General features: G+C 40.5%; 14 protein-coding genes. 5 read left to right on the plus strand and 9 right to left on the minus strand.

Translation table 11 applies throughout. From position 1 onward, the window contains the following. Nucleotide 1: 1 nt before the first annotated feature. Together D7D54_RS03960 and D7D54_RS03965 are read right to left on the minus strand one after the other, a co-directional pair. Complete coding sequence (locus D7D54_RS03960; protein ID WP_120718855.1) at nt 2–520, minus strand: methylated-DNA--[protein]-cysteine S-methyltransferase; 519 nt, start codon at nt 518–520, stop codon at nt 2–4. Continuing rightward, nucleotides 520–1,014, minus strand: a complete 495-nt coding sequence (locus D7D54_RS03965; RefSeq protein ID WP_120718856.1) for a GNAT family N-acetyltransferase — start codon at nt 1,012–1,014, stop codon at nt 520–522. The genes D7D54_RS03960 and D7D54_RS03965 overlap by 1 nt, the downstream gene beginning before the upstream one ends. A gap of 134 nt (nt 1,015–1,148) precedes the next feature. Between D7D54_RS03965 and D7D54_RS03970 the strand changes: the two genes are divergently transcribed. Together D7D54_RS03970 and trhA are read left to right on the plus strand one after the other, a co-directional pair. Further along, nucleotides 1,149–1,592 (plus strand): DUF1836 domain-containing protein, encoded by a 444-nt coding sequence (locus D7D54_RS03970; RefSeq protein ID WP_120718857.1) that lies wholly within the window; start codon nt 1,149–1,151, stop codon nt 1,590–1,592. Beyond that, nucleotides 1,592–2,239, plus strand: a complete 648-nt coding sequence (trhA, locus tag D7D54_RS03975; RefSeq protein ID WP_033681380.1) for a PAQR family membrane homeostasis protein TrhA — start codon at nt 1,592–1,594, stop codon at nt 2,237–2,239. Before D7D54_RS03970 ends, trhA begins: the two co-directional genes overlap by 1 nt. 20 nt (nt 2,240–2,259) lie before the next feature. Here the strand turns inward: trhA and pdxT are convergent, their stop codons facing one another. From pdxT to nox, 3 genes are all read right to left on the minus strand, one after another. Beyond that, the gene (gene pdxT, locus D7D54_RS03980) at nt 2,260–2,841 is read right to left on the minus strand and encodes a pyridoxal 5'-phosphate synthase glutaminase subunit PdxT (protein WP_120718858.1); all 582 of its coding nucleotides are present in this window, start codon (nt 2,839–2,841) and stop codon (nt 2,260–2,262) included. Beyond that, the gene (gene pdxS / locus D7D54_RS03985; RefSeq protein ID WP_120719027.1) at nt 2,842–3,717 is read right to left on the minus strand and encodes a pyridoxal 5'-phosphate synthase lyase subunit PdxS; all 876 of its coding nucleotides are present in this window, start codon (nt 3,715–3,717) and stop codon (nt 2,842–2,844) included. 151 nt (nt 3,718–3,868) lie between these two features. Continuing rightward, the gene (nox, locus tag D7D54_RS03990) at nt 3,869–5,248 is read right to left on the minus strand and encodes a H2O-forming NADH oxidase (protein ID WP_120718859.1); all 1,380 of its coding nucleotides are present in this window, start codon (nt 5,246–5,248) and stop codon (nt 3,869–3,871) included. A gap of 307 nt (nt 5,249–5,555) precedes the next feature. On the opposite strand from nox, the gene D7D54_RS03995 reads away from it, so the two are divergent. From D7D54_RS03995 to D7D54_RS04005, 3 genes are read left to right on the plus strand one after another with little or no spacing between them, the layout of a single operon-like run. After that, entirely contained in the window at nt 5,556–6,479 is a 924-nt protein-coding gene (locus tag D7D54_RS03995) for an FAD:protein FMN transferase (protein ID WP_120718860.1), read from the plus strand. Nucleotides 6,480–6,538: 59 nt separating this feature from the next. After that, on the plus strand, nt 6,539–7,144 hold the full coding sequence (locus D7D54_RS04000) for an NADPH-dependent FMN reductase (RefSeq protein WP_000915951.1): 606 nt from the start codon (nt 6,539–6,541) through the stop codon (nt 7,142–7,144). A gap of 18 nt (nt 7,145–7,162) precedes the next feature. Beyond that, a complete protein-coding gene (locus D7D54_RS04005) occupies nt 7,163–8,407 on the plus strand; it encodes an NAD(P)H-dependent oxidoreductase (protein ID WP_020903506.1) in 1,245 nt (414 codons plus the stop codon). 115 nt (nt 8,408–8,522) lie between these two features. Here D7D54_RS04005 and D7D54_RS04010 read toward each other — a convergent pair whose 3' ends face one another. The 4 genes from D7D54_RS04010 to D7D54_RS04025 form a co-directional block, all read right to left on the minus strand. Then, entirely contained in the window at nt 8,523–8,780 is a 258-nt protein-coding gene (locus tag D7D54_RS04010; protein WP_020903505.1) for a DUF896 family protein, read from the minus strand. A 42-nt stretch (nt 8,781–8,822) separates the two neighbouring features. Beyond that, a complete protein-coding gene (gene glyS / locus D7D54_RS04015; RefSeq protein ID WP_120718861.1) occupies nt 8,823–10,859 on the minus strand; it encodes a glycine--tRNA ligase subunit beta in 2,037 nt (678 codons plus the stop codon). A 211-nt stretch (nt 10,860–11,070) separates the two neighbouring features. After that, a complete protein-coding gene (gene glyQ / locus D7D54_RS04020; RefSeq protein ID WP_000038736.1) occupies nt 11,071–11,988 on the minus strand; it encodes a glycine--tRNA ligase subunit alpha in 918 nt (305 codons plus the stop codon). A gap of 203 nt (nt 11,989–12,191) precedes the next feature. Next, complete coding sequence (locus tag D7D54_RS04025) at nt 12,192–12,569, minus strand: GFA family protein (protein WP_120718862.1); 378 nt, start codon at nt 12,567–12,569, stop codon at nt 12,192–12,194. Nucleotides 12,570–12,803 lie beyond the last annotated feature (234 nt).

A 12,803-nucleotide genomic window follows, 5' to 3' on the forward strand; every position in this document is an offset into this window, starting at 1 on the left:
TTCACTTTCTATTGTTTATATCTTTAAAATCTGCTTCTTCATGCTCCAAGAGCCAAGCTTTCTTTTCCACTCCTGCAGCATACCCTGTCAGACGCTTGCCTGCTCCTAGCACACGATGACAAGGTACTAGGATAGACCAAGGATTGCGCCCCACTGCTCCACCAATTGCTTGAGCAGAAGCCACTTGTAGCTCTTGGGCTATTTGTCCATAGGTCACTGTCTGACCATAAGGAATTTCCTGTAAATAGGACCAAACTCGCTTTTCAAAATCCGTTCCGATTGGAGCCAAGGGCAAGTTGGATAAATCATGAGACTTTCCTTTAAAGTAAGCATCTAAGCAAGCAATAACTGGGTCTAAAATGGGATGACTAACAACTGCTTCTATCGTCTCATCTCCTAGTCCCCTCTCAAAATGCTTCTGCTCCTGCACCCAAATGCCATACAGATATTGCTCGTCGGCAACCAAAGACAAGGTTCCTATTGGCGAAAAGTAGAGCTTTTTTACGTACTTCTTTTGCATTATTTCTTCAATTTTTGATAGGCCAAACGTTCGCCATCAACTGGAACCTTACCAACCTGTTTAAAACCGAGTTTTTCAAAGATATGCTGCATGGCCTTGTTTGCAACATGCGTATCTGAGCGAAAATCTAGATAGTCAAAACCTTCAATCAAGCCTTCTAGGAAAGTCTGAGCAACCCCCTGTCCCTGGACATCTGCTGCCACAGCAATACGATGAAAGACTAGATACTCTGACTCACCAGCTTGCCAGTTTCCTTCATAAATAGCTTCATAGGCTACCTCTGGACTCTTGGTCACAGCAGCATAGGCTAGTAGTTCTCCCTCTTCCAAGGCTACGTAGGCTTGACCTGAGATAATATCATCGATAATAATGTCCGTATTTGGATAGCCATTTTGCCACTGGTCACTACCAGCATCTGCTAAACGTTTCTTGGCTTCCTCAATCAGCTGCATGATGGCATCTACTTCATTTGGAAAAGCTAAACGAATCTCCATCTTTTGTCCTCTTTTCTAACTAGTTTCTCCCATCATAGCATAATTTAAGCCTTTTCACAAGCAGTTAAAACTTGACTATTTATTTTTATTATTTTATAATCTAGTTATTAAAACTAGATAAAAAGGAGTTGAAAATGGAAACTACCTATTCCTACCCAAAATGGGAAGAAATACCAAACATTGACCTCTATCTGGACCAGGTTTTACTTTATGTCAATCAAGTCTGCGCTCCTGTATCTCCAGATAAAGATAAGGGCCTGACAGCATCTATGGTCAATAATTATGTGAAACATGCTTACCTGACAAAGCCTGACAAGAAAAAATACCAACGCCAACAGATTGCCCGTCTGATTGCTATCACAACCCTCAAGTCGGTATTCTCTATTCAAGAAATAGCCCAGACACTTAATACTCTACAAAGTCAAGCCAGTTCAGAGCAACTCTACAATGCTTTTGTGGACTATATGAACCAAGGAATTGACCCAGCTAACCCTATTATCCAAAGTAGCTGCCAAACCGTTAAACTCTATCATCAAACTCTGGCCTTAATACATCATACTGAAGAGGAGGAAATCTAATGAATACTAGTCTTAAACTCAGTAAACAACTTAGTTTTGGAGAGGAGATTGCTAATAGTGTGACCCATGCCGTAGGTGCAGTCATCATGCTCATCTTACTCCCTATTTCATCAACCTATAGTTATGAAGCACACGGATTTTTATCATCTATCGGCGTTTCCATTTTCGTCATCAGTCTATTTCTCATGTTCCTCTCGTCAACCATTTACCACTCTATGGCCTATGGTTCAACCCACAAATATGTCTTGAGAATCATTGACCATTCTATGATTTACGTTGCCATTGCTGGCTCTTATACACCTGTCGTACTGACTTTGATGAATAACTGGTTTGGCTATCTGATTATTGCTATCCAGTGGGGAACGACCATCTTTGGTATTCTCTATAAAATCTTTGCTAAAAAAGTCAATGAGAAATTTAGCCTTGCACTTTACCTGATTATGGGCTGGTTGGTTCTAGCTATCATTCCTGCCATTATCAGTCAAACGACACCAATTTTCTGGAGTCTCATGGTAACTGGCGGACTCTGTTATACAGTTGGAGCTGGATTTTACGCCAAGAAAAAACCTTATTTCCACATGATTTGGCATCTCTTTATCCTAGCTGCATCTACCCTCCAATACATCGCCATTGTTTATTACATGTAAAAAAGTTGAGAAATTCAATCTCAACTTTTTTCTTTACACATATTGATAAAGTACTGGTGCAAGCGCACATCATCAGTCAATTCTGGATGAAAAGAAGTTACCAACATATTTTTTTCTTGGGCTGCAACGATTTGATTATCAACTGTTGCTAGAATTTCTACATCCTTTCCAACACTACTAATAATTGGACCACGGATAAAGGTCATTGGAATCTGACCAACTCCCTTACATTCTGCTTCCGTATAGAAACTTCCTAATTGGCGCCCATAGGCATTGCGCTCGACCACCATATCCATAGTTTCTAGATGACTCTCTTCCTGAGAAGTAATTTCCTTAGCCAGCAAAATTAAACCCGCACAGGTTCCAAACACTGGTAAGCCAGATAGAATGGCTTCTCGGATGGGAATCAGCATGTCCTGGTCTCGTAAGAGCTTGCCCATGGTTGTAGACTCTCCTCCAGGTAAAATCAAACCCGACAAGTCACTCTGTTCTTGCTGAAAATTCTCTAGATTTCTGATTTCAACACTCTCGACTCCTAATTGATCTAGCACTTTTGCATGTTCTGCAAAGGCACCTTGCAAGGCCAATATTCCGATTTTCATCTATTTTCCTCGCTCAGCCATGAGAATTTGAATTTCATTTTCATTGATACCAACCATGGCTTCTCCTAAATCTTCAGAGATTTCAGCTAGGATTTGAGGATTACGGAAGTTAGTCACAGCCTTTACAATGGCACTCGCTCGTTTAACAGGATCTCCTGACTTGAAAATACCTGAACCGACAAATACACCTTCTGCTCCTAATTGCATCATCAACGCAGCATCTGCTGGCGTTGCAACACCTCCAGCCGCAAAGTTTACAACAGGCAATTTTCCATGTTCATGGACGTATTGAACTAATTCTACAGGGACTTGCAAATCCTTGGCAGCAACATAAAGTTCGTCCTCACGTAAGTTTTGAATACGACGAATTTCCTGATTCATCATACGCATATGACGAACAGCTTGGACGATATCCCCCGTACCCGGTTCTCCTTTGGTACGAATCATAGAAGCACCTTCAGCAATACGACGCAAGGCTTCACCCAAATCCTTCGCCCCACAGACAAAAGGAACTTGGAATTCTTTTTTATCCACATGGAAACGGTCATCTGCTGGAGATAAAACTTCACTCTCATCGATATAGTCAATCTCAATAGCCTCTAAAATCTGAGCCTCAACAAAGTGCCCGATTCTGACCTTGGCCATTACTGGAATGCTAACCGCTTCTTGGATTTCCTTAATCATCTTTGGATCACTCATACGGGAAACCCCACCAGCTGCACGAATATCAGCCGGAATCCGCTCCAAGGCCATTACAGCAGCCGCACCAGCAGCTTCTGCAATGCGGGCCTGTTCAGGATTCTGAACGTCCATGATAACCCCACCTTTGAGCATCTGCGCCAAGTTTTTATTTAATTCATAACGATTTTCAGTCATTTGTTTATCCTCATCATTTGTATTGGTAGCTACCATTTCATTTTAAGTTAGATTAGAATGAATCACAAGATAAAAAAATCAAAATTGTATGGGTACAGAATGACTAAAAAACTATCTGACCTTCACTTAAGGCCAGATAGTTCATCAAATATTATTTTTCAGCTGTAAGTGCAGCCATTGTAATGTAGTTGTATGGTTTGTTGAAGTGTGGCAAGAAGAATAGGTCTGTCAATGCCAATTTATCAATTGTCACATGCTCTTGGATAGCAAGTGAGAACATGTGGATTCCCATGCTGATTGCAGAATCATGTGAAACCATTTGTGCACCAAGAATTTCACGACTATCTTTGTCAAAGACAATCTTGATGGCTACTTCATGGTTATCATGTTTCATGAATTCTGGTTTTTGAAGATCGTTAAAGCCAGTTTCAGTCGCATTGTAACCTGCAGCTTTTGCTTTTTCAAGAGTCAAACCAGTTGAAACCATGTGAAGACCATAGATTGAGATACCGTTTGAACCTTGAACACCGATTCCTTCCAGTTCATGTCCACATGCGTTGTAAGCGCCAACGATACCAGTACGAACAGCATTTGAAGCAAGGGCGATGTAGCTAGTATCTTTACGAGCATTGTCATAAACAGTCGCACAGTCACCAACAGCGTAAACGCCTGGGATAGATGTTTCTTGTTTTTTATCTACAAGGAAAGCACCGTTGCGGAAGAGTTCAATCTTACCATCAGCAAGGGCTGTGTTTGGACGGAAACCAACAGCAAGAACAACCATATCCACATCGAAAGTTTCTTTATCAGTAATCAAGCGTTCAACTTTACCGTCACCTTCGATTGCTTTAACAGTTTGACCAAGAGCTAAGCGGATGTTGTGGTCTTCCAAGTTCTTCGCCATCATTTGAGTGAAGTCTTTGTCATAGTAACCGTTCAAGACAGTATCAACGATATCAACAAGAATAACTTCTTTTCCAAGACGTTCAAAGGCTTCAGCAAGTTCAACACCGATGTAACCACCACCAACAACGGCAATACGGTTAAGGTGTTGGCTCTTGTCAGCCAATTTGTGAATCACCTCTTCAGCGTTTTGGTACAATTTAACGAATTGTACATTTTCAAGAGTTGCTTTAAATTCGCGGTTTCCTTTGACAATTTCAACACCTTCGATTGGTGGTAAGATTGGTGTAGAACCTGTAGCAAAAATCAATTTTTCGTATGATTCTTTGTGCTCTTTTCCATCAACTTCTGCTGTAACTACTTTGTTATCATAGTCAATTGAAAGAACTGGTGAGTTCATGTAGACTTTAGCACCTTTAGCTTCCAATTTTTCTTTATCAGAATAGAACAAGCCTTCAGCACCGTCGATTTGTTCCCCGATCCAAAGGGCCATTCCACATCCTAGGAAAGAGATGTTAGAGTTTTGGTCAAATACAACGATTTCGTTTTCATTTCCAAAATTATCCAACATAGTATTAATACATGCTGTACCAGCGTGGTTAGCACCAACTACAACGATTTTACTCATAGAAAAATTCCTACCTTCAATTTTAAATTTACTCTTCTAGTATAACATTTACTGTTAGCGTTTACAAGAGTTTAGTTAATTTTCCCGATTTTTTTGTAAAAAAATGTAAATAATCTGTATTTTATCAGTCTTTCTTACAATTACTCTTTTTTTCTGAGCATATTTCTTGACAAGTTTACAAATTTTATTTGTGAAAACGCTGACTTTATGGTATGCTAGTATCATGGAAAGAAAATGTAAGGGGTTAAATTTAATATAAATTTACTATATTTCAGCCTTCTTTTCATAAGAGAAAGGAGTTGGTAGCTTGCCTCTTAGTTCACATTCCGAACGGCTAATGGGGACTACTATTACTATTTCATTAGTAGATGAGCAAGCCGATATCTTGCTCCAAAAATCCTTTGATTTACTCAAAGAGCTTGAGTACCGTTTCAATGCCAATAGCCAAGAATCTGAGTTGATGGAAATCAATTATCAAGCTGGGATAGCTCCAGTCAAGGTTCATCCTGATTTATTTGAATTGATTTCACTTGGATTAGAACATAGCCTAGCGCCCTCTAGTCATCTCAACATCAGCATTGGTCCCTTGATTCAAACCTGGCGTATCGGTTTTTCAGATGCCAAAGTGGCCCAACCTCAAGAAATTGAATCGATTCTACCTTTAATCAATCCTCACTCTATCGAGTTAGATTCTTCCACTTCCACTGTATTCTTGAAACAGAAAGGAATGAAGATCGATCTTGGTTGTTTAGCCAAGGGGTATAGTGCGGATAAGGTTGCTCAATTTCTGAGAGAAGAGGGAGTGACATCTGCCTTGATCAATCTGGGAGGGAATATCCTGACCATTGGAAAAAATCAGGCAAGAGGAAATCAGTCTTGGCAAATCGGGATTCAAGACCCAGCCAATCCGAGGGGAAATCACTTAATGACCATCCCTGTTGTCAATAAATCTGTCGTGACTTCAGGCATTTATGAACGTCACCTGACTGTCGATGGAAAAGATTACCATCACATTTTTGACAGCCAAACAGGTTATCCTGTTGAAACGGAACTAGCGAGTCTAACAATCATCTCTGATAAATCAGTTGATGGTGAAATCTGGACAACTCGTCTATTTGGAGAAAGACCTGCTTCTATCCTCTGGCAAGTCGAAAGTTTGGAGGGCATCGAAGCTATCCTCATCGATAAGGAAGGTCACCTAAGCTGTTCTTCAGGAATTCCTACTCTATAGAAACAACTGTTTCAATGGAGTTTTAAAATTGTATTATGTAAAAAGAGAAAGGAAATCTCATGTTAAAACTTATTGCTATTGTTGGAACAAATTCAAAACGTTCTACAAACCGTCAATTGCTTCAATACATGCAAAAACACTTTGCTGAAAAAGCTGAAATTGAACTTGTTGAAATTAAAGACATTCCTGTCTTCAACAAACCAGCTGACAAGCAAGTACCTGCTGAAATTTTAGAAATTGCTGCTAAAATTGAAGAGGCAGATGGCGTTATTATTGGTACTCCTGAGTATGACCACTCTATCCCAGCTGTTTTGATGAGCGCTCTTGCTTGGTTGTCATATGGTATTTACCCACTTTTGAACAAACCAATCATGATTACAGGTGCTTCATATGGTACGCTTGGTTCATCACGTGCCCAATTACAACTTCGCCAAATCTTGAATGCCCCAGAAATCAAAGCAAGTGTCCTTCCAGATGAATTCTTGCTTTCACATTCTCTTCAAGCCTTCAATCCAAGTGGAGATCTAGTGGATCTTGATGTTATCAAAAAATTAGATGCCACTTTTGACGACTTCCGTATCTTTGTAAAAATTACAGAAAAATTGCGCAACGCACAAGCCCTACTTCGCAAAGATGCTGAAGACTTTGACTGGGAAAATTTGTAAGATAGGAGACCAAAAAGAATGAAATTTGTTGGACTTGTAGGATCAAACTACGATCAATCATATAACCGTAAACTCTTGGAATTCATCCGTCGTCACTTCAAACTCAAATTTGAATTAGAAGTTCTCGAAATTGATGAAGTTCCAATGTTTAACCAAGACGAAAAATGGGACGAAAGCTTCCAATTGCGTCTCTTGTATAACAGAATTACGCGTGCTGATGGTGTCATTATTGCTACTCCTGAGCACAACCACACAATCTCAGCTTCTCTTAAATCAGTTCTTGAATGGCTTTCATACGAGGTTCATCCATTTGAAAACAAACCAGTCATGATTGTGGGAGCTTCTTACTACGACCAAGGTACTTCTCGTGCCCAAGTTCACCTTCGTAAGATTCTTGACGCTCCAGGTGTCAATGCCTACACTCTTCCAGGAAATGAATTCCTTCTTGGTAAAGCTAAAGAAGCTTTTGATGTTAATGGAAATATCACGAATGAAGGAACTGTTAATTTCCTTGAAACATGCTTGGACAACTTTGTAAAATATGTGGGAGTCGTTTCAAAATTGAAAAAACCAAAACCAATTGAGCCAGAAGATTTATATTGTACAAATTCAATTGCAACTACTATCCAAGGTGTTGATCCAGATGATCCTGAATGGGTAGAAAAAGCTGCTGAACTTGTTGGAGCTGTTTCTGGAGATACTTACGTTAAATTAGACCACGGTATCTTGACAGTTAACCAACTTGACATGTTCTTGAAAGCAATGCCATTTGAATTGACATTTGCAGATGATAATAATCAATTCTTGTACTTTAATAACGCACACCAAGACCCAGATACAATGTTTGGTAAACGTGTCCGTGCTCAATCAGGAAATAGATTAGGAACAGTACACGGTACATTGCCAGATTCTAGAATGAAAAACGTTGAATGGGTTGTCGGCGTATTGCGTAATGGGGACCAAGAATATGTCCGTACAATTGTACCAGGAACACCTGAAGGTGTTATTAATACCCATAATTACCAAGCAATGTACTATCCAGATGGTTCATATGCTGGAATCAATGAAATCATCTTTAATTTCCAACCATGGCTTGACTGGTACCTTAATACAACTGGTCAACGTCTAGTTGGTGGAAATGCTGCAGCTCCTGCTGGCGGACATGGTCACGGCGATGCAGATGCTACATCTGGAGCTTCTGATGCAGGTGATGCTGGAGGCCACGGTGGTGGCGCAGACGCTACATCTGGCGCAAGTAACTAATAATAGTTTTGGGAACCATATTGGTTCCTTTTTTAGCGAAAAAAGACTAGCAGACAAAAACTGCTAGTCTTTTGGTTATTATTTTATCTATCCTTATTAAAAGAAAGAATACTTATTATGAATTTGGATCATCGAGACTACGGCCATGTAAACCTTTTTCACGTTGTACCTGACGTAGTTTCTCTGGTGTAACATCATTTCCTTCTTCATCCACAATTTTTATTCCCTCGATGTGGTGACGAACAGTGCGACGATAACCTTCGATGTACTCCTCACGTAGTTTGGCTTGTTCTACTTTTTCTTCTGGGGTCAAGCCTTCTATTTTTTTCTTTTTGGCAAGCTCGTTGATACGATCAATTTTTTTAGGATCCATGTTTCTCTCCTTTATGATAGGATTTAATCCGTTTAACAGATTTTATTTGGTATTGATTTGGTTAAAACGTGCAAGTTTAGCTGCTTTTTGAGTTAAATGAGACAAGATAGCCAAACGATTTTGACGGACAGCCTGATCTTCGGCCATAACCATGGTATTCTCAAAGAATGCATCAATGACTGGGCTAAGAGCAAAGAGTTGTTTCAATTGCTGACTGGCAGATCCTGATAAAATAAGTGATTCTACTGCTTCCGCCAAGGCTTTCTCTTGGTCATTCTCAAAGAGAGCTGAATCAACTGTTGCAACTCCTTCTACCTTTTCAGCCAAGTTAAAGGCACGAGAAAGTGATTCAACAGATGGTTTGAAGTCTTCTTCCTTGCTTGCTTCTACGAGAGCACTTGCTGCTTCCAACATATCCGCCACAACAAAGTTTGATCCTGCAAGAACGGCTTCCTTGATATCTTTTGGAGTAGAACCCATCATCTTATCAACACGAGCCTTGATAAAATCCATAACCTCTGCCTTATTTTCATAAGTCAAGCTATCAAATTTCAATGCATAAAGGCTATCTATCAGCTCGTCCATAGCAATGTGCCAACCAAAGGAATCCAAGATACGAACAACACCTTGGGTCGCACGACGAAGGGCATAAGGGTCATTAGAACCTGATGGAATCAAGCCTACTGAGAAGAAACTCAAAATCGTATCCAATTTGTCTGCAATGGCTAGAATGGCTCCAACCTTGCTCTCTGGAAGTTCTCCTTCAGCTGAAGTAGGCATGTAGTGTTCACGAATAGCAGCTGCCACCGCTGGAGTTTCACCAGCAAGAAGGGCATATTTCTCACCCATAATTCCTTGGAGCTCGTCAAATTCGCCAACCATACCTGTCAACAAGTCAAACTTGTAAATGGCTGCTGCACGAGCTAAGTCAATCGTTTCATCCGCTGACAAACCAGCTTTTTCTGCCAAAAGTACAGCGATTTGCCCCGTACGAATCATGTGCTCACGAAGGGAACCAATCTTCTCATGGAAGGTGACATTGTTTAATTTTTCAACAAGATCTGAAATCACCAATTTTTGGTCTTCACGCCAGAAGAATTCTCCGTCTTCCAAACGGGCTACCAAGACTTTTTCATTTCCTTTGATGACATTTTCCAAATGCTCTGCGTTTCCGTTACGAACAGAAATGAAGTTTGGCAAGAGTTTACCGTCTTGATCACGAACAACAAAGTAACGTTGGTGTTCCTTCATCGAAGTCACCAAGACTTCTTCTGGAACTTCAAGGTATTTGGCATCAAAACTTCCCATGAAGGCAGTTGGATATTCAACCAAGTTCAAGACTTCATTCAGTAAATCCGCATCAATTTCGATACGTACACCATGTTTTGCCTCAATTTCCTTGATTTGGTTAACAATCATTTGCTCACGTTCACGTGGATCTGCGATTACAAACTGCTTACGAAGATCTTCTTCATAGCTCAATGCTGACTGAATCTTAGTTTCTTTTCCCAAGAAACGATGACCACGACTCACACGATCTCCCTTGATATCAAGGAAATCTAAATCAAACTCTTGCTCGTCCAAGAGAACTGTCAAAGTGTGTACAGGGCGGATATACTCAAAAGTGTTGTTAGCCCAGTGCATGCTGACAGGAAAAGTCAATGACTTCAAGACGTCTACTACACCTGGAACAATATTCTCAACTGGTTGGCCCACTTCTTCCTTGGTAACATAGACATATTCTTCACCCTTGATTTCACGGAATTCAATATCTTCAACTGTCAAGCCTTTCCCACGGACAAATCCTTGAGCTGCTTTTGTGAAGTTTCCATCACTATCCAAGGCAATTTTCTTTGCTGGCCCCTTAAAATCTTCTGTCAAATCAGACTGTTTGTCTGCAAGACCAGTTACACGAACAGCCAAACGACGTGGTGTTGAGAAGGTTTGAATAGCTTCAAAAGACAGGCGGTTTTCCTTGAGGAAGGTTGCCATTTTTTCGCCTAGTTGTTTTTCACTTGGTGTGACAACATAGGCTGGTAATTCTTCAAGACCGAGTTCTACTAATAAGTTTTTTGTCATGTTTTTTCTCCGAAAAATATCTTTTTATTTTCCAGTTTGCCTTATGTGATTGGCACGCAAGCAACCAACTTCGTTGTTTCATTGCTAAAATTGGAGCCAAAAGTCTCCAATTTTGCCTAGTATCCTTAGCTTCACTAAGGATACCTTCATCACTGCGGCAACTGGTTCAGGGCTCACTCTGTTCGCCCATTTTCGTAATTTGTCACTCTCTTTATTCTGCGTCTTCTGCTAAGAGTTTAGCTCGTGTTTCTTCATCCAAAAGTGGGTAGCCTAGGCGTTTGCGTTCTGCGACAAAGGTTTTGGCTACGACACGGGCCAGGTTACGAATACGAGCGATATAGCCTGCGCGCTCTGTTACAGATACGGCACCACGCGCATCAAGCAGGTTAAAGGTATGTGAACATTTGAGGACATAGTCATAGGCAGGGTGCACCAATCCTTCTTCCAAGGCACGACCAGCTTCTTTTTCAAACTTATCAAAGTTTTCAAGCAACATTTCTTGATCAGAAATTTCAAATGAATATTTTGAATGCTCGTACTCAGGCTGAATGAAGATTTCTCCGTATTTTACACCATCAGCCCACTCAATATCATAGACAGAGTCTACTTCTTGAATATATGAAGCCAAACGCTCCAAACCATAGGTAACTTCAGCAGTCACAGGGCCAGTTGCCAATCCACCGACTTGTTGGAAATAAGTGAACTGAGTGATTTCCATACCGTCAAGCCAAACTTCCCAACCAAGACCAGCTGAACCAGTTGATGGGTTTTCCCAGTTATCCTCAACAAAACGGATGTCGTGCTCCAAAGGATTGATTCCCAATTTTTCCAAAGACTCAAGGTAAAGTTCTTGGATGTTTGATGGAGATGGCTTCATGACCACCTGGAATTGGTGGTGTTGGTAAAGACGGTTAGGATTTTCTCCGTAACGACCGTCAGCAGGACGACGTGATGGCTCTACATAAGCCGCATTCCATGGCTCAGGTCCGATAGCGCGAAGGAAAGTGTAAGGACTCATTGTTCCCGCACCTTTTTCATTATCATAAGCCTGCATAAGCATACAACCTTGGTCATTCCAAAATTGTTGCAAAGTCAAAATAATTTCTTGAAATGTTAATTTCTTAGACATTGAATACTCCTTTTTATATAAATTACTTGCGACACGAGTCTGCCTCGTCGATCATACGAGGCAAGACGAGTTAGTACTGCGTCTAGCTCAGGCACTCTAGTGCTGAGCGTGGGGCAGCCCGACTGTAAGGAGGCCTCTGCCATTGATGCAGTGGAAAGTCAATTTTTTAGACATTATTTACTCCTTTAATTTATATTATCTTTTTAGATGGATTTATCAAGCAACCAAGAAAAGTCTGGATCCTGAAAAATATGACGTTTGGGAACAGTTTGTAAATTCTGATCACATTCATCTATTGTACCTAATTTCAAAGCACAGACTTCTGGTATATTTTCTTGAACAGTGAAAATTTGACTATGACAGTTCTGGCAGTAATAACGCTGTTTTCCTGGAGAAGAACTATAGGAAACAAGCTTTTCTTTTCCATGCAATACTAGCTTTTCACTGCTAACTTTAGCATTAACTGTATAGGCAGACGCAGTTGCTTTCCGACAGAATGAGCAATGGCAAAACACTAATTCCGATAATTCCTCATCTAGAGTGTAGGTTACTGTTTTACATAAACAAGATCCTTTAAGCATTAATCTCCTTTCTACTTAGGCATTAGACGAAATTCAAAAAGAACCGAATTTCAACACCCAAGCCTTGCGACTAGGGGCGTCAGAAACGCGGTTCCACCCTAATTTATTACTTCATTGTTTTTAAAAATGCTACAGAAAGCGCCAGTTCCTTATTTTGCCCTACTTGGCTCCCACTATCCCAAGCTCGCTTGAAGAACGCCATAAGACTTTCTTTCCTGCTGACTATTATATCAA

The sequence above is a fragment of the Streptococcus chosunensis genome, assembly GCF_003626515.1.
GTDB classification, from domain to species: Bacteria; Bacillota; Bacilli; order Lactobacillales; family Streptococcaceae; genus Streptococcus; species Streptococcus chosunensis.